General features: G+C 57.4%; 16 protein-coding genes. 9 read left to right on the top strand and 7 right to left on the bottom strand.

Features of this window, described 5'->3' with window-relative positions; genetic code table 11:
* Window positions 1–125: 125 nt before the first annotated feature.
* The 5 genes from kduI to FA92_RS07190 all read left to right on the top strand — a co-directional run bounded on the left by kduI (window position 126) and on the right by FA92_RS07190 (window position 4602).
* Window positions 126–962, top strand: a complete 837-nt coding sequence (gene kduI / locus FA92_RS07210) for a 5-dehydro-4-deoxy-D-glucuronate isomerase (RefSeq protein WP_033782920.1) — start codon at window positions 126–128, stop codon at window positions 960–962.
* Window positions 963–979: 17 nt separating this feature from the next.
* A complete protein-coding gene (gene kduD, locus FA92_RS07205; protein WP_033782919.1) occupies window positions 980–1741 on the top strand; it encodes a 2-dehydro-3-deoxy-D-gluconate 5-dehydrogenase KduD in 762 nt (253 codons plus the stop codon).
* A gap of 149 nt (window positions 1742–1890) precedes the next feature.
* Complete coding sequence (locus tag FA92_RS07200; protein WP_033782918.1) at window positions 1891–2481, top strand: metal-dependent hydrolase; 591 nt, start codon at window positions 1891–1893, stop codon at window positions 2479–2481.
* Window positions 2482–2632: 151 nt separating this feature from the next.
* Complete coding sequence (locus FA92_RS07195) at window positions 2633–4024, top strand: L-cystine transporter (RefSeq protein ID WP_013357671.1); 1392 nt, start codon at window positions 2633–2635, stop codon at window positions 4022–4024.
* A 188-nt stretch (window positions 4025–4212) separates the two neighbouring features.
* Complete coding sequence (locus FA92_RS07190) at window positions 4213–4602, top strand: DUF6515 family protein (protein ID WP_013357670.1); 390 nt, start codon at window positions 4213–4215, stop codon at window positions 4600–4602.
* 66 nt (window positions 4603–4668) lie between these two features.
* Here the strand turns inward: FA92_RS07190 and osmE are convergent, their stop codons facing one another.
* Window positions 4669–5004, bottom strand: a complete 336-nt coding sequence (osmE, locus tag FA92_RS07185) for an osmotically-inducible lipoprotein OsmE (protein ID WP_010245718.1) — start codon at window positions 5002–5004, stop codon at window positions 4669–4671.
* 303 nt (window positions 5005–5307) lie between these two features.
* Between osmE and FA92_RS07180 the strand changes: the two genes are divergently transcribed.
* The 4 genes from FA92_RS07180 to cho all read left to right on the top strand — a co-directional run bounded on the left by FA92_RS07180 (window position 5308) and on the right by cho (window position 9332).
* Entirely contained in the window at window positions 5308–6510 is a 1203-nt protein-coding gene (locus FA92_RS07180) for a multidrug effflux MFS transporter (protein WP_033782917.1), read from the top strand.
* Between the two features lie 118 nt (window positions 6511–6628).
* Complete coding sequence (gene nadE, locus FA92_RS07175; RefSeq protein WP_013357668.1) at window positions 6629–7453, top strand: ammonia-dependent NAD(+) synthetase; 825 nt, start codon at window positions 6629–6631, stop codon at window positions 7451–7453.
* Window positions 7454–7513: 60 nt separating this feature from the next.
* Complete coding sequence (yddG, locus tag FA92_RS07170) at window positions 7514–8404, top strand: aromatic amino acid DMT transporter YddG (RefSeq protein WP_033782916.1); 891 nt, start codon at window positions 7514–7516, stop codon at window positions 8402–8404.
* Window positions 8405–8471: 67 nt separating this feature from the next.
* Window positions 8472–9332 (top strand): excinuclease Cho, encoded by an 861-nt coding sequence (gene cho / locus FA92_RS07165; RefSeq protein ID WP_033782915.1) that lies wholly within the window; start codon window positions 8472–8474, stop codon window positions 9330–9332.
* A gap of 72 nt (window positions 9333–9404) precedes the next feature.
* On the opposite strand, the gene spy is transcribed toward cho, so the two are convergent.
* From spy to FA92_RS07135, 6 genes are all read right to left on the bottom strand, one after another.
* On the bottom strand, window positions 9405–9899 hold the full coding sequence (spy, locus tag FA92_RS07160; protein ID WP_033732453.1) for an ATP-independent periplasmic protein-refolding chaperone Spy: 495 nt from the start codon (window positions 9897–9899) through the stop codon (window positions 9405–9407).
* A gap of 308 nt (window positions 9900–10207) precedes the next feature.
* The gene (astE, locus tag FA92_RS07155; RefSeq protein WP_033782914.1) at window positions 10208–11203 is read right to left on the bottom strand and encodes a succinylglutamate desuccinylase; all 996 of its coding nucleotides are present in this window, start codon (window positions 11201–11203) and stop codon (window positions 10208–10210) included.
* Window positions 11204–11253: 50 nt separating this feature from the next.
* On the bottom strand, window positions 11254–12582 hold the full coding sequence (gene astB, locus FA92_RS07150) for an N-succinylarginine dihydrolase (protein ID WP_033782913.1): 1329 nt from the start codon (window positions 12580–12582) through the stop codon (window positions 11254–11256).
* The gene (gene astD / locus FA92_RS07145; protein WP_033782912.1) at window positions 12579–14048 is read right to left on the bottom strand and encodes a succinylglutamate-semialdehyde dehydrogenase; all 1470 of its coding nucleotides are present in this window, start codon (window positions 14046–14048) and stop codon (window positions 12579–12581) included. Before astD ends, astB begins: the two co-directional genes overlap by 4 nt.
* Window positions 14045–15076 (bottom strand): arginine N-succinyltransferase, encoded by a 1032-nt coding sequence (gene astA, locus FA92_RS07140; protein WP_033782911.1) that lies wholly within the window; start codon window positions 15074–15076, stop codon window positions 14045–14047. The genes astD and astA overlap by 4 nt, the downstream gene beginning before the upstream one ends.
* Window positions 15073–16293 (bottom strand): aspartate aminotransferase family protein, encoded by a 1221-nt coding sequence (locus tag FA92_RS07135; RefSeq protein WP_033782910.1) that lies wholly within the window; start codon window positions 16291–16293, stop codon window positions 15073–15075. Before FA92_RS07135 ends, astA begins: the two co-directional genes overlap by 4 nt.
* Between the last annotated feature and the right edge of the window lie 74 nt (window positions 16294–16367).

The following is a 16367-nucleotide window of genomic DNA, read 5'->3' as shown; positions in this document are numbered from 1 at the left end:
TTGATCTGCTCCGCAAAAAATAAAACAACGTTTCATTTTTATTGAATTCCCATCTCACTCTGCCTAAGATGCCCGAAGCGTCCCCATTCGGGGCATGAATAACCTGACCTGCAGAGAGGCCTGAGATGGACGTTCGCCAAAGCATTCACAGCGATCACGCTAAACAGCTCGACACTGACGCGCTACGCCGCGAGTTTCTGATTGAGACGATTTTTTCCGCTGACAATTACACCCTGACCTACAGTCACATCGACCGCATCATCATTGGGGGCGTGATGCCGGTTAATAACCCAGTCACTATCGGTAATGAGATGGGAAAGCAGCTGGGCGTCAGTTACTTTCTTGAACGCCGCGAGCTGGGCATGATCAACATTGGTGGACCGGGTCTGGTTGAGGTCGACGATAAAGCCTGGGAGATCGGTCATGAAGAGGCGCTTTACATTGGTAAAGGTGCGCGCAACCTGCTGTTCCGCAGCCTGAACCCGGCCCAGCCCGCTAAATTCTATTACAACAGCGCACCCGCACACTGCACCTTCCCGGATAAGAAGATTACGCTACAGGAAGCCGCAACTGCCACGCTGGGTGATGCTGCTACTGCCAATCGTCGCACCATTAACAAATTTATCGTGCCGGATGTGCTGCCCACCTGCCAGCTCACCATGGGCTTAACCCGACTGGATGAAGGCAGCCTGTGGAACACCATGCCCTGTCACACCCATGAACGGCGCATGGAAGTCTATTTCTACTTCGATATGAGCGAAGAGAGCGCGGTCTTCCACATGATGGGAGAACCCCAGCAAACCCGCCATCTGCTGGTACATAACGAGCAGGCGGTCATCTCACCCAGTTGGTCAATTCATGCCGGCGTCGGCACCCAGCGTTACACATTTATCTGGGGCATGGTGGGTGAGAATCAGGTCTTTGATGACATGGACCACGTCAAAATCAGCGAACTGCGTTAAGCAGAGGAGAAGCATAAATGGTACTGAATACGTTTGATTTAAAAGGCAAAGTGGCAATGGTGACCGGTTGTAATACCGGTCTGGGTCAGGGTATGGCTCTGGGGCTGGCTCAGGCTGGCTGCGACATTGTCGGCGTTAACCGTTTCGAACCTGACGAAACGCAGCGTAAAGTTGAAGCACTTGGCCGCCGTTTCTGGTCGATATCGGCTGACCTGATGAAATCTGATGTTGCGTCGCAGGTTGTTGAGCAGGCGGTCGCAGCCGCGGGCAGAATTGATATTCTGGTCAACAACGCCGGGATTATCCGTCGTGAAGATGCACTGAACTTCAGCGAGCAGGACTGGGATGATGTGATGAACATCAACAGTAAAACGGTCTTTTTCCTGTCACAGCAGGTAGCCCGGCAGTTTATTGCTCAGGGTAACGGCGGCAAGATTATCAATATCGCCTCTATGCTGTCGTTCCAGGGCGGCATCCGCGTGCCTTCCTATACAGCGTCGAAAAGCGCAGTCATGGGTTTAACGCGTCTGATGGCGAACGAGTGGGCGAAGCATGGCGTTAATGTTAATGCGATTGCCCCAGGCTATATGGCTACCGATAACACTGAACAGCTGCGTAAAGACCAGGCCCGAAGCGATGAGATTCTGGGGCGTATCCCGGCAGGACGCTGGGGCGTGCCTGATGACATGATGGGCCCGGTAGTTTTCCTGGCCTCTTCCGCGTCTGACTACGTTAATGGCTATACACTGGCGGTAGATGGCGGCTGGCTGGCTCGTTAATCTTTCTGGCAGAGCGGGCGGACAGTGTTTCATCACTGTCCGCCTTGTTAAAAATATTCATGCTTCGTTACAGCGTCACATGTTCTCATTTACTGGATAAATCCCTATACTGGATGCATCGACAGCTTTCTTTGCAACCAGGTTCTATCATGACGGGCGAAGGCCACATCATTTTTGCCATTGCCAGCGCTATTTTTGCCAAACGTGCTGAGCTGACACCCGTACTGGCGCAGGCCGACTGGTGGCATCTCGTTCCTTCAGCCCTGCTGACATGCCTCCTGCCCGATATCGATCACCCCAAATCTCTGCTGGGACAGCGACTACGCTGGCTTTCTCATCCTATTGCGCGCGCGTTCGGCCATCGGGGCTTTACCCATAGTTTGCTGGCGGTGGCGGCCGGTTTATGGCTTTTTCAGATAAACCTGCCCCAGTCGTCGCCGATACCGGCAGACGTACTACAGGGTCTGACGCTGGGCTACCTCAGCCATATTGTGGCTGATATGCTGACGCCCGCCGGGGTTCCGCTGCTGTGGCCCTGCCGCTGGCGCTTCCGTCTGCCGATTCTGCGCAGTCAGAAAGGAAATCAGCTTGAGCGGGCGTTATGTCTGGGACTGGTAGGCTATGCGCTGTGGTTCCCGGTCGGCATGCCATCTTTTGGTGCAAACGGCTGGCCGGCTCAGCTGTTTGATACGCTACAAAATGGCGTCGGACGGTTAATTTCGAGTCATACTGCGCAATAAAGCCGCACAAAACGTCATTAAGTTATAAACCATGCCATTTGGATATAAGGTGCCCTCTCCGCCTGCTGTTACCATTCCCGCTGTCTTAATTCGTGATTAACATTATGCGGCTTTCCCGGGTGGGAGAGCCGCATTACTCTGGAGTTTCAGTATGGACCTTCCTCTTACGCTCAATATCGTGGCCTTTGTGGTGCTGCTGGTATTGCTCTCCCACTTCAGCCGTCAGAACTGGAGCCTGTCGAAAAAAGTGTTGACCGGTCTGGTGATCGGCGTGCTGTTCGGCCTGGTTTTGCAGTTGATCTACGGCGAAAACAGCGCAGTGGTAAAAGAGTCTATCAGCTGGTTTAACATCGTCGGTAATGGCTATGTCCAGTTGCTGCAGATGGTGGTGATGCCGCTGGTGTTCGTTTCTATTCTGAGTGCGGTGGCCCGTCTGCATAACGCCTCGTCGCTGGGGAAAATCAGCGTACTGACCATTGGCGTACTGCTGTTTACCACCGCGATTTCGGCGCTGGTAGGCGTCTTCGTCACCGGTCTGTTTGGTCTGAGCGCAGAAGGTCTGGTTCAGGGTGTGCAGGAAACCGCGCGGCTGAGTGCGATCCAGAGCAACTATGTCGGCAAAGTCTCTGACCTGAGCGTGCCACAGCTGGTGCTCTCCTTTATCCCGAAAAACCCGTTTGCCGATCTGACCGGCGCTAATCCAACGTCAATTATCAGCGTCGTCATCTTTGCCGCATTCCTGGGTGTGGCTGCCCTGCAGTTGCTGAAAGATGATGAAGTGAAAGGTCAGCGCGTGCTGGTCGCAATCGACACGCTGCAGTCATGGGTTATGAAGCTGGTGCGTTTAGTGATGAAACTGACGCCATATGGTGTGCTGGCGCTGATGACCAAAGTGGTTGCCGGTTCAAACCTGCAGGACATCATCAAGCTGGGCAGCTTTGTGGTCGCCTCTTACCTCGGTCTGGCCATCATGTTTGGTGTTCATGCTCTGCTGCTGTCGGTGAATGGCATCAACCCGCTGCGCTTCTTCCGTAAAGTGTGGCCGGTGATCACCTTCGCCTTCACCAGCCGCTCCAGCGCAGCGAGCATTCCGCTGAGCGTAGAGACGCAGACCCGTCGTCTTGGCGTGCCGGAGTCGATTGCCAGCTTCGCGGCATCCTTCGGTGCCACTATCGGCCAGAACGGCTGTGCCGGTCTCTATCCGACCATGCTGGCCGTAATGGTTGCGCCAACTGTCGGGATCAACCCGTTTGACCCGCTGTGGATTGCAACCCTGGTCGGGATCGTCACGCTGAGCTCTGCAGGTGTGGCGGGCGTCGGCGGCGGTGCCACCTTTGCCGCCCTGATTGTTCTGCCTGCGATGGGCCTGCCTGTCACCCTGGTGGCGCTGCTAATCTCCATTGAGCCGCTGATTGATATGGGTCGTACGGCACTGAACGTCAATGGTTCGATGACCGCCGGTTCCCTGACCAGCCGCTGGTTAGGTCTGACCGATAAGCGCGTACTGGAAAGTGACGACAACGCCGAGCTGGCGCACCGTTAATCTGCTGTAAGCCTGGCGCGCCCGCGCCAGGTTATTTCTGCCCTTCCTCTCCATAATCCTCCCCATTGATGGCGACGTCGTTAAGAAAGCGTTAAGCATGGTAAACAGGCGAAAAATCGCCGCTTTAGTGCTTGTCTTTACCCGGTAAAAAGCGAATTCTGCATCCAGTCTTATGAGGAGGACATCCGATGAAAAAAATTATTGCCTCGCTTCTGACGCTGGCGCTGTTGACGCCCGCGCTGGCTTTCGCCCACCCTGGCGACTGGGGCCCGGGTGGATGGGGCCGACATGGCGGACCCGGCCCCCACTGGGGCGGTCCTGGCCCGGTGCGTTTTTTACCTGAAGCCGCTACCGCGGTGCTGATTGGCGGACTGACCTACTACCTGCTGAACGGCAGTTATTATCAGCGTCATGGCGAAGAGTATGTGGTGGTCGAGCCGCCAGCAGAGTCGCGGGTCAGCAGTGAAATGCGGGTACTCGACTTTAATGGTAAACGTTTCTATGTGCAGGACGGCCACTATTACCAGCGGCAGATAGACGGTGATTATGTTGAGGTGCCGCGGCCGGCGGGATTGTAGTCCGCGCCGTAACGAAAAACGGCCCGTCATGACGACGGGCCGTTTGCTATTCAGGGGTGCTACGTATTACTGCTGAACCTGCGGATCGGTGTCATATTCCGCGCAGCTCTGGAAGCCGTAGTTCATCACACGGCCAGTGTCGTTATAGCTCACGAAGTAAGTCTGTGCTTTACCGTCGCGCTGACCCAATACGTAAGTCTGGCAGGTGCCGCGCGCGTGAACCATGGTGATTTCAGTAGACGGCGTACCAGCGATCTGACGAACCTGATCGCGGGTCATACCTTTTTTAACATCCTTAACGACTGGCTTAGTCACGTAGCTTTCAGCACGATCGTAAGTCGTACAACCAGACAGTGCAGCCAGCGTCAGCGCCGCAGCGATACATCCCATCACTTTATTCATCTTGTTGTTCCTCATTGATTGTCCATGTGGAAACAAGCCTGGAACATAAATGCTGATTTATCAAGTTTATGAGCAACAATTCATCGCATAGCAAATGTCAGGATATCGTAAAGAAGGCTGTTTTGCTGTCAACGCAGACGTATACTTCCCCGCAAAACAGACACCCTGTAACGATTCATTTTCAGACTCATCGGCCATCATCAGTGAGGGCGTTGATCAGTGTGATAGCGGCGTTACGGGTATCTGCAATTTACTGCCTTGCCCGCTTTCTGTTCACCCCACCGCTGACGACTCCGAGGATAAATGACCCCTGTACATTCTAACCGCCTGGTTTACGCCATTACGCTCGGCCTGCTGGCCGCACTTGGCCCGCTCTGCATTGACCTCTATCTGCCTGCACTGCCACAAATGGCACAGGATCTGCACACTGAAACCGCAACCGCGCAGCTGAGTCTGACCGCCGGCCTGCTGGGTCTGGGCGTTGGCCAGCTGCTGTTTGGCCCGATGAGCGATAAGTTTGGTCGCCTGCGCCCGCTGACCCTGTCACTGGTGCTGCTGTTTATCGCCTCGATGGGCTGTGCGCTGGCGCAGGATATTAACCAGCTGCTGCTGGCACGACTGTTCGAAGGGTTAGCAGGTGCGGGCGGCGCCGTGCTGTCACGGGCGATTGCGCGTGACATGTATAGCGGTCATGAGCTGACGCGCTTCTTCGCGCTGCTGATGCTGGTTAACGGTCTGGCGCCGATTGGTGCACCGGTACTGGGCGGTGTGCTAATGACGATAGTCAACTGGCGCGGCATCTTTATGGTGCTGGGCGGCATTGCCATTCTGCTGATCCTGCTGGCACGCTGGAAGCTGCATGAAACACTGCCAGAAGAACGGCGCAGTAAAGGATCGATTTTCTCCGCTTACGCCGCGCTGGGTCAGGTGATAACCCATCGCCCCTTTATGGGCTTCTGCCTGACGCAGGGCTTTATGATGTCCGGGATGTTCGCCTACATTGGTGCCTCACCGTTTGTGCTGCAGCAGATTTGTGGCCTGTCGCCTCAGGCCTTCAGCTTTTGCTTTGCGGCCAACGGTTTTGGTCTGATCATTGCCTCGCAGACCAGCGCCCGTCTCTGTCCGCTTTGGGGCGAGTATCGGGTGCTGAAAGGCGGGCTGACGCTGGCCTTTGTCGCCTCCAGCCTGCTGCTGTTGACTGCGCTGCTCCATGCACCGCTGGCACTGCTGCTGGTCGCACTGTTCTTTACCATCGCCAGTAATGGCGTGATCGCCACCACCGCCTCATCACTGGCGATGCAGAGTCAGGGCCACCGCGCGGGCAGCGCCTCTGCCGTGATTGGCGTCACCATGTTCACGCTGGGCGCAATTACTGTGCCGATCACCGGCATCGGCGGCACCTCGGTACTGAGCATGTGTGCCACCATTTTCGGCTGCTTTATGATGGCAATTCTGATGTTCAGCGTGCTGGCGAAAAAACCGCTGCCGCAGGTAAAAACTCACTGATTTCGCAATGTTAAGGCGTAATCAGTTGCCGCTTAAGCTTGTTGTTTTGGCGAAGGCACGTTAGCTTTATTAAAACGTTCGCATCGAGCCGACAGGCCACTGACCTGAGGAGAAGTTCATGTCACTGCAGCAGGAAATTATTGAAGCACTGGGTGTGAAACCCGCTATCGACGCCGACCAGGAAGTGCGCGTCAGCGTCGATTTTCTAAAAGCCTACCTGAAACGTCACAGCGGACTGAAAACGCTGGTGCTGGGGATCAGCGGCGGTCAGGATTCAACGCTGGCGGGTAAGCTGGCGCAAACGGCGATCAGCGAGTTGCGTCAGGAGAGTGGTGACAACGACTATACCTTCATTGCCGTGCGTCTGCCCTATGGTGTGCAGGCGGATGAGCAGGATTGCCAGGACGCGCTGGCTTTCATCAAGCCTGACCGTTCGCTGGTGGTCAATATCAAAGAGTCAGTGCTCGCCAGTGAGCGCGCGCTGAAAGACGCAGGTATCACGCTTTCTGACTTCGTGCGCGGCAACGAAAAAGCGCGCGAGCGAATGAAAGCGCAATACAGCATTGCCGGCATGACCAAAGGGGTAGTGGTCGGCACCGATCACGCGGCGGAAGCGGTCACCGGATTCTTCACCAAGTATGGCGATGGCGGCACTGACATCAACCCGCTGTTCCGCCTGAACAAGCGTCAGGGCAAACAGCTGCTGAAGCATCTTGGCTGCCCGGAACATCTCTATCTGAAGAAGCCGACTGCCGATCTGGAAGATGATCGTCCAGGCCTGCAGGATGAAGTGGCGCTGGGTGTCACCTACGAGATGATCGATGATTATCTGGAAGGGAAAACCATCAATCCTGATAACGCCCGCATCATCGAAGGCTGGTATCTGAAAACCGAGCACAAACGTCGCCCGCCGATCACGGTATTTGACGACTTCTGGAAGTAATCCCGCGCCTCCTTTGCCCCGGCAAGGGAGGCTTCTCTCACTCACCTTGTTGATCGCTGTATGCCTGCCACCGTTTCGCGCGCCACCCTTATCGGGCTTATCGCCATTCTGCTCTGGAGCACCACCGTTGGCCTGCTGCGCAGCGTCAGTGAAGCCTTTGGCGCTACCGGCGGCGCGGCGCTGATCTACAGCACTACCGCCATGCTGCTCTGCCTGACCCGCGGCCTGCCAAAGCCCGGCGCAATGCCTGCAATCTATTTATGGCTGGGCGGCATCCTCTTCGTGGGCTACGAAATTTCTCTGGCGCTGGCTATCGGGCTGGCCAGTGATCGCAGTCAGTCGCTGGAGCTGGGGATGATTAACTATCTCTGGCCCTGCCTCACCATTGTACTGGCGATCCCGTTTAATCAGCAACGTTTCCGCGTCTGGCTCTGGCCCGGACTGCTGCTGTCGCTGCTGGGTATCGTCTGGGTGATGAAAGGCAGCGGCAGCAGCTCGCCTGCGCTGCTATGGCAGAACATGCTGCGCAATCCTGTCGCCTACGCACTCGCCTTTATCGCCGCCCTGACCTGGGCGCTCTTCAACAACGTTACCCGCCGCTTTGCCCGGGCTTCGAACGGCGTTACGCTGTTTTTTATCCTGACCGCGCTGGCACTGTGGATCAAATATGCCATCAGCGATCGTTCTGCGCCGATGACCTTTGCGCTGGTCCCGCTGCTGGAGGTGCTGTTTGTCGGCCTCTCTACCGCCATCGCCTACTCCGCCTGGAACCACGGGATTCAGCAGGGCAACCTGACGCTGCTGGCCACTGCCTCCTACTTTACGCCGGTGCTGTCGGCCCTGCTGGGATCGCTATGGCTCGGCCTGACGCCACCGCTGGCCTTCTGGCAGGGGGTCGCGATGATTACGTTGGGTTCGCTGATCTGCTGGCTGGCGACACGGCGTCTTTAACCAGACGGCTGGCGATCATTTCGCCTGCCTGTTATGCTGTATGGACAACCAGTAAGTGGAGTCCATTTTGGCCAGACGTGCTGCCATTCTTCGCCCCGAACCCGACGCGAATACAATTTATCAATATCCTGAACACCTGCGTGAATGGCTGGAAGGTCTGCCGAATCACCCTGGCGTCTATACCTTTCACGGCGAGAGTGAGTCGCTGCCGCTCTATATCGGTAAAAGCGTGAATCTGCGTTCGCGGGTAATGTCCCATTTTCGCACCCCTGATGAGGCGAAAATGCTGCGTCAGTCGCGGCGAGTCAGCTGGATCCCTACCGCAGGCGATCTCGGCGCACTGCTGCTGGAAGCGCAGATGATCAAAACCCAGCAACCGCTGTTTAATAAGCGACTGCGCAAAAACCGGCAGCTCTGTTCGCTGCAGATTACCGATGGCAAACCAAACGTGGTTTACGCAAAAGATCTCGATTTCAGCCAGTCTCCCAACCTGTTTGGCCTCTATCGCAGTCGCTTTGCCGCCCTTGAACGACTGAAGCAGCTTGCGGATGAGTATCAGCTCTGTCATGGCCTGCTGGGTCTGGAAGCGCTGAGTGCGGGACGAGGCTGCTTCCGTTCGGCACTGCGCCGCTGCGCCGGTGCCTGCTGCGGTAAAGAGCCGGTCAGCGATCATCAGGATCGTCTGCTGGAAGCGCTGGAAAATGTGCGGGTCTTTTGCTGGCCGTGGCAGGGTGCCGTAGGTCTGGTGGAGGAAGGCAAAGAGATGACGCAGATCCACGTCATCGACCACTGGTTCTATCTCGGTTCGGTCAGCAGCATGGATGAAGCCAGAAAACTGCAGCGGCCCAAAGGCGGTTTTGACCACGACGGCTACAAAATTCTCTGCCGCCCGATTCTGTCGGGTGCCTACCCTATTCTTCCGCTATAAAAAAACCGCCGATGCTGCCCACTCATTTCAGTGGACAGCGTCGGCGGTCTCAGACCGTTGGCTTAATTAAGGTTATTCAGCCGGTTCTGCTGGCGGTGCCATTTTTCCTTCGTGCGGGCCTTTCTCAGTCAGACGCTTTTCAAAGTTCGCGTTGTACTGTTTTTTCTGCTCAGGCGTCAGCACGTTATAGAGCTTGTTCTGCGTTTCCAGCATCTTCAGCGCATGCTCTTTTGCATTGGCAGACATTTTTTCTGCCTGCGCTTCTGCTTTGCTCTGATCAAAGCTGTCAGAGGCAATGATGCTGTGGGCTGCGCGACGCTCATCCAGCGACGGACGCTGCATATCTTTGTGGCTCTCTTTCATGATGTCGCGCATCTGCGTTTTCTGCGCGTCGGTCAGGTTCAGACCTTTAAACATCATCTCCGGGCCATGGCGCATTGGCGGTTTGTGCATCGCTTTTTCGCTGCCCGCTGGCGGTGGAGTCAGGTTATCTGCTGCTGCATGGACGGCGGTGGCTGCACCAAACGCCAGCGAAGAAGCCAGTAAAAGGGAAGTCAGTTTGCGCATAATCGTGTCCTTATAATTCATGATAATGACGACAGCACTCTGTCGCGTCTTCGGAAACAAGCATACGACGCTGAACGTCAACTACTCAGAGCCTGAGTAAAGCCGTGAAAGCATAAAAGATAAAAATCGGGCAATCATGAAGAGAATAAGAAGAAAGGCGTGAGGAATTGAAAACGTTTATGAATTTACAGCGAATTTCGCAGAAATCATGGAGGAGTGTAATGGTTACGACAGGAAAGCGGAAGGCTCTCTCCCGCTTTTCCTGCCGATTTTTTAGCACCGATGAATGGCGCCGGTAACTTCAGGCCTCAGACCGGCAGTGCCTGGGTCTGTTCGCCCTCTTCTATCAGCATCAGCCCGGCACGCAACCCGGCGGCTACGTTGGGATTCGGGAATAGCACATATTCCCGTGCCTGCTGCACGTAATAGCGGGTGTTGCCATCTTCCGCCAGCAACGTCCCCTGTGGAAAGGCGGTAAAGTTCAGCGTTTCCGGTGACATATGCAGCGTAAAGTGCTCACTCAGCCGGGTGATCTGCTGCGCGACCCGATAATGGCGCGGCTTAACCGTAGTGACGGGCATGGCTTCACCATAGAGTAACGATGCCAGCGCCTGCTGTGCCGCACTGAACTGACTGAGATCGTTCTCGCCAAACGGCAACGCTTTGCCCAGCTCCAGGGTGCAGCTGGCCGCACCGAAGTGCTCGCAGCTGAAATGAGTAAAGGTGCCGCCCGGCGCACGATGAAATACCAGCGCTTCCAGACCGGCTGCGGCCAGCCAGTCGAGAAACCCGGGCGGCCAGGGGCGCTCGTTGTGCGGCATCACGCCGAACTGAGGATGGTAAGAGCCGCGAATCGCGGTGTGCATGTCGAGATGCCAGCGCGTCTCATCGCACTCACCCAGCTGCCAGAACGTTTCCAGCGTCTGCTCCAGCCGCAGCACGCGGCGGGCCTCATCGCTATCGTCAATCTGCTGCCAGCGTCCGCCAAACAGCCGGTTGATGTCATAGCGCACATAGCGCTTGCCAGCCCGCAACGCTGACGGGTTACCCAGAATCACCAGCATGCGCTGCTGCAACGGTTTTTCGCCGCGCAGCAGGGGATTAATCAGCTGGTTCACGATTTCAACCGGAGCGGTTTCATTACCGTGGATCCCGGCGGAAAGCACCAGCGCCTGTTTAACCGGCACAGTTGGCTCCATTAACAGTATGCCGTGATACAACCACTGCCAGCGAAGATGCGCCGTTTCACCACTACGCTTACGCGGTACTTCGCCGGAGAGCGTTTGCTGTAAAAAGTCCTGCATCGTTCCTCCTTTTCGCCCTGAGCAGGCGGCAGCCTGAGCTGCCGCCTCCTTCACTGCTGAAATGCATATACATTTCCTAAGTCTAGCAGCTTCGTCAGTTCATCCAGCGCGTCACGTCCCTCACGCAGCAACTGCGGGTCGACCAGGTCGGCCTGGGTCAGGCGATCGCGGTAGTGACGGTCAACCCAGTGATTCAGCGTATTGAAGAGCCTGTCGTTCATCAGCACCGCCGGATTGACTGCCTGCTGCTCCTGAGGCGTCAGCACCACCCGCAAACGCAGGCAGGCCGGGCCTCCCCCGTTATACATGCTTTCGCGCAGATCAAACACCTTCAGGGCTTTCAGTGGCGTATCACCTTCGACCTGTTCACACAGATAGCGCCAGACACCCGGATGCTGACGTGACTCTTCCGGCAGCACCAGCATCATGCTACCGTCAGGACGGCTGAGCAGCTGGCTGTTAAACAGATAGGTCTCTACCGCCTCTTTTACCGAGACCCGATCTACTGGTACTTCCAGTGTCACAAAGCCGGGTACGCGCGCCCGAAGCTGCGCCAGCAGCTCAGGCTGATTAACAAAGGCGTGCTGATGACAGAACAGCATCTGCTGGTTGCTGACCGCAATCACATCGTTATGAAACACGCCCTGATCGATCACCGCAGGATTCTGCTGCGCGAACAGCACGCTTTCGGGTGAAAGCTGATGCAGACGGGCCACTGCCTCGCTGGCCTCACGGGTCTGCCGCGCCGGATAACGCTGCGGAGCGTTGCCCTCATGGCTGCTGTCGCGGCCATAGACAAACAGCTGCACGCCGCGCTCGCCATAAGCGCCGCCGAGCCGGTTGTGGTTAGCCGCCCCTTCATCACCAAACATCGCCACCTGCGGTAGCGCATCGTGCACCGCAAAATGGCGATCGTCGCGGAAGATGGAACGCAGCAGCCAGGCCGTTTCCGGCGCTTCCATCGCCCGGTGGAATTTGTTGTTAAGGTTTGCCACCGTCAGGTGAACCCGGCCATCCACGCTGTCCGCGGACGGCGAAACCGTAGCGGCATTGGCAACCCACATCGCCGACGCGGAGCTGCAGGCGGAGAGTAATCCCGGCGCGGTTTTGCCGGCTGCCGCCAGCACATGCTCATCGTTGCCGCTGAATCCGAGCTGACGCAGCGCCGCAATATTGGGCCGCTCATGTGGCGGGATCACTCCCTGCACGTAGCCCATATCGGCCAGCGCTTTCATCTTCAGCAGCCCCTGCTTTGCCGCCAGACGGGGATTCGAGGGCTGCAGCTGGTTGCGGGTTGAAGCTTCGTTACCAAACGACAGCCCGGCATAGTGGTGCGTTAATCCCACCAGTCCATCAAAGTTGGCTTCGGTTGCCTTCATGATGTTTTCTCCGGCGCGGAGAAATCCAGGCCCGGCGACAGCGTGGCGGGCAGCGTCAGGTCCGGCGTCTCCAGTGAGGCCATCGGCCAGGCGCAGTAATCCGCCGCATACCAGGCGCTGGCGCGATGGTTACCCGACGCCCCAATGCCGCCAAACGGTGCCGTACTGGCTGCGCCCGTCAGCGGTTTGTTCCAGTTGACGATACCGGCACGCGCTTCCAGCAGCAGCTGATCAAACTGCTGGCGCGAAGGCGAGATTAATCCGCACGACAAGCCGTAACGGGTCTGGTTCGCCAGCATAATCGCCTCATCAAAGGTGTCATAGCGGACGACGCCCAGCAGCGGGCCAAAGACCTCTTCATCCGGGATGCCCTGCACATCGGTTAAATCGATTATGCCTGGCGTCAGTATGGCGCTGTGGCGATCCGGCCAGCGCATCGCCAGCAGCACTTCGCCACCCGCCTCCACCCGACGTTGCCACTCACCCATAATCTTTTCTGCCGCGCCGGTAGAGATCACACTGCCCATAAAGGGTTGCGGCTCAGCATTCCAGGCGGCCGGTTGCAGTCGCCCCGCCACTTCAGCCAGCCGCTGCAGAAAGGCATCACCCGCCTCGCCACGTTTAACCAGCAGACGCCGGGCGCAGGTGCAGCGCTGACCGGCGGTAATAAAGGCGGACTGCAACGTGATGTTGACGGCCGCATCCAGGTCAGCCGGATCTTCTACAATCAGAGCGTTATTGCCGCCCATCTCCAGCGCCAGCATCTTCTCAGGCTGACCGGCAAACTGGCGATGCAGCTGATAGCCGGTATGGGCGCTGCCGGTAAACAGCAGGCCATCAATCTGGCTACAGGTGGCCAGCGCCTGACCGGTTTCACGTCCGCCCTGCAACAGCGCCAGCACGCCAGCTGGCAGGCCCGCGGCCAGCCAGATCTCAGCCGTTTTCTCGGCGGTCAGCGGCGTCAGTTCACTGGGTTTAAAGACCACGCAGTTACCCGCCAGCAGCGCCGGAACGATATGCCCGTTTGGCAGATGACCGGGGAAGTTATAGGGGCCAAATACCGCCAGTACCCCGTGCGGACGATGGCGCAGCGAGCTTTCGCCTTCATGCTGCTCACCGGTGCGGCTATGGTACGCCTTCACCGAAAAGCCGATTTTATTGATCATCGCGCCGACTTCAGTCAGCGCTTCCCAGCGCGGTTTGCCGGTTTCACGGGCGATAGTTTCTGCCATGTCTGTTTTGTGCGCTTCGAGCCCGGCGGCAAATTTCTCTATGATCGCCTGCCGTTCCGCCAGCGGGCGTCTGGCCCAGGCCGGAAAGGCGGCGCGCGCCGCGTCACAGGCCGCCGTGACCTGCGCGGCCGATGCTGCCTGGCCCTGCCATAGCGTCTCGCCGCTGACCGGATCCGCTTTGGTCAGGATCTCCGCGTCGCCGCTCAGCCATTCTCCCTTTATCAGGTGCGTCATGCTGTTTTCTCCTCTTTGCAAAGCGTCACCACGCGCAGGCTGTCGCCCGGCTGGCAGTGGAGCGCCCGCATCTGTTCATCCGTGAGTTGCACGCTGTCGCCGTCGGCATGGGCCGGGATCAGCGCTACACGGAACTGGCGGTAATAGTTATTGGCAACCAGGCAAAGCGGCGCATCAGCCGGATTTTCGCCCGGCTCTGCGCTGCGCAGACGGCTTTTGCGCACGGCGCGAATGTGGTCGATATCGCACTCCAGCGTCGGGCCGCCATCAAAAATGTCGACATAGTTAAGGTAGCGGAATCCTTCCGCCTCCAGCACGGCACGGGCCGGTGCAGTGTGTGGATGCACCTGCCCGATGACCGCCTGCGCCTCTGGCATCAGGTAGTCGATATAGAGCGGATGCTTCGGCATCAGCTCCGCGATAAAGGACTTCTGGCCGGTGCCGCTGAGGAAATCGGCCTTACTGAACTCCATTGAGAAGAAACGGCTGCCGACGCTCTCCCAGAACGGTGAATGGCCCTGCTCATCGCTGACGCCACGCATCTCAGCCACCACCCGATTGGTGAAGCGTTCACGAAAACTGGCCATAAACAGGAAACGGGACTTCGACAGCAGATAGCCATTTTTGCCGTCACGGTAGTCAGGATCGAGGAACAGCGTGCAGAGCTCACTGCTGCCGGTGTGATCGTTACTCAGCGACAGGGTGGGCAGCGCGGCATAGACATTCAGCTCTTTCGAAGCGTGCACCTGGGTGCCGACGCGAAAGTTGTACCAGGGATCCTGCAGGCCGACCGCTACCTCAATGGCGCAGATGCCCACGGCGCGGTTATCTTCACTGTCGGCCAGCACAAAGACATAGCCCTGCTCTGCGCGCGGCAGCGTATCCTCCCAGGTCTGCAGCGATCGATCGATACGCGCCTGTAACGTGGCGCTATCGACGGGCAGCGAGGTCAGCCCGCCGCCGGTTTTACCGGCCAGCGCCATCAGCTGGCTTAAATCATCGCGTTCAACCGGACGGATTACCATCATGATGCGGACCCTCGAACCAGGCGTTCACACACCTCAGCAAAGCGTGCCATACCGAGCTTCACTTCTTGCTCACTGATATTCAGCGCGGGGGCAAAACGGACCACGTTAGCCCCGGCAATCAGCACCATCACGCCCATCTCAGCGGCGGCCAGATTGATCTCTTTGGCTTTACCGGCAAAGTCGTCGCTCAGCACTGCGCCAATCAGCAGACCCAGACCGCGCACCTCTTTAAACAGATGCAGGCGCTGATTGATCTCATCCAGGGCCGCGACAATCCACTCGTGACGCTGCGTGACACCCGTCATCATGTCAGGCTGGTTGATCAGCTCCATCACTTTACCGGCGACCGCGCCCGCCAGCGGATTGCCGCCATAGGTGGTGCCATGGGTGCCGACGCCCATCACCCGCGCCAGATCGTCCCGGGTCAGCATCGCACCTATCGGGAAGCCGCCGCCCAGCGCTTTTGCGCTGGTGAGGACATCCGGCGTGACGCCATAATGCATATAGGCGTAGAGCGAACCGGTACGACCCACGCCGCTCTGCACTTCATCAAAAATCAGCACGGCCTGATGCTTATCACAGAGTCCACGCAGTCCACGCAGGAACGCTGGATCGGCAGGCAGCACGCCGCCCTCACCCTGGATCGGTTCAACAATGACGGCGCAGGTATGGTCATTAATCAGTTCAGCGGCTGAAGCCAGATCGTTAAACGGTGCATGCTGGATCTCAGGCGGCAACGGCGCAAAATCTTTTGAGTAGGCGGGCTGACCACCGGCTGACACGGTAAACAGGGTGCGACCGTGAAACGCATTCTTAAACGCCACAATGCCACTTTTATGCGGGCCGACACGGTCATGTGCCACTTTACGGGCCAGCTTCAGCGCCGCTTCGTTCGCTTCCGCCCCGGAGTTACAGAAGAACACCCGGTCAGCGAAGGTGGCGTCGATCAACTGCTTCGCCAGTCGCAGGATCGGTTCGTTGGTGTAGCCATTACCGGTGTGCCATAACCGTGCGGCCTGTTCCTGCAACGCCTGCTGCAATGCCGGATGCGCATGCCCTAACGCATTAACAGCGATGCCACCGGCAAAGTCGATATAGTCTTTACCGTTTTGATCCCAGACGGTGGAGCCTTCTGCGCGAACCGGTATAAAGGTCGCAGGTGCATAAACCGGCATCATCCATTGATCGAAATCGTGACGTGAAACGTGCAGTGCCATAACCCACTCTCCTGCTTTACTTTACCGGCCAGGTAAAGCTTATGTTTTAAAATTGTTAAAGGATGTTGTAGTGC

This window comes from Pantoea sp. 9140, from assembly GCF_000745295.1.
GTDB classification, from domain to species: domain Bacteria; phylum Pseudomonadota; class Gammaproteobacteria; order Enterobacterales; family Enterobacteriaceae; genus Pantoea; species Pantoea vagans.
Note: the sequence above shows the minus strand (reverse complement) of the source record. Positions and strands in the feature narration are given on the sequence as shown.

Excerpts from the sequence above, each read along its gene's own strand:
- kduI (WP_033782920.1), top strand. The coding sequence starts at position 126 with ATGGACGTTCGCCAAAGCATTCACAGCGATCACGCTAAACAGCTCGAC.
- kduD (WP_033782919.1), top strand. The coding sequence starts at position 980 with ATGGTACTGAATACGTTTGATTTAAAAGGCAAAGTGGCAATGGTGACC.
- FA92_RS07200 (WP_033782918.1), top strand. The coding sequence starts at position 1,891 with ATGACGGGCGAAGGCCACATCATTTTTGCCATTGCCAGCGCTATTTTT.
- FA92_RS07195 (WP_013357671.1), top strand. The coding sequence starts at position 2,633 with ATGGACCTTCCTCTTACGCTCAATATCGTGGCCTTTGTGGTGCTGCTG.
- FA92_RS07190 (WP_013357670.1), top strand. The coding sequence starts at position 4,213 with ATGAAAAAAATTATTGCCTCGCTTCTGACGCTGGCGCTGTTGACGCCC.
- osmE (WP_010245718.1), bottom strand. The coding sequence starts at position 5,004 with ATGAATAAAGTGATGGGATGTATCGCTGCGGCGCTGACGCTGGCTGCA.
- FA92_RS07180 (WP_033782917.1), top strand. The coding sequence starts at position 5,308 with ATGACCCCTGTACATTCTAACCGCCTGGTTTACGCCATTACGCTCGGC.
- nadE (WP_013357668.1), top strand. The coding sequence starts at position 6,629 with ATGTCACTGCAGCAGGAAATTATTGAAGCACTGGGTGTGAAACCCGCT.
- yddG (WP_033782916.1), top strand. The coding sequence starts at position 7,514 with ATGCCTGCCACCGTTTCGCGCGCCACCCTTATCGGGCTTATCGCCATT.
- spy (WP_033732453.1), bottom strand. The coding sequence starts at position 9,899 with ATGCGCAAACTGACTTCCCTTTTACTGGCTTCTTCGCTGGCGTTTGGT.
- astE (WP_033782914.1), bottom strand. The coding sequence starts at position 11,203 with ATGCAGGACTTTTTACAGCAAACGCTCTCCGGCGAAGTACCGCGTAAG.
- astB (WP_033782913.1), bottom strand. The coding sequence starts at position 12,582 with ATGAAGGCAACCGAAGCCAACTTTGATGGACTGGTGGGATTAACGCAC.
- astD (WP_033782912.1), bottom strand. The coding sequence starts at position 14,048 with ATGACGCACCTGATAAAGGGAGAATGGCTGAGCGGCGACGCGGAGATC.
- astA (WP_033782911.1), bottom strand. The coding sequence starts at position 15,076 with ATGATGGTAATCCGTCCGGTTGAACGCGATGATTTAAGCCAGCTGATG.
- FA92_RS07135 (WP_033782910.1), bottom strand. The coding sequence starts at position 16,293 with ATGGCACTGCACGTTTCACGTCACGATTTCGATCAATGGATGATGCCG.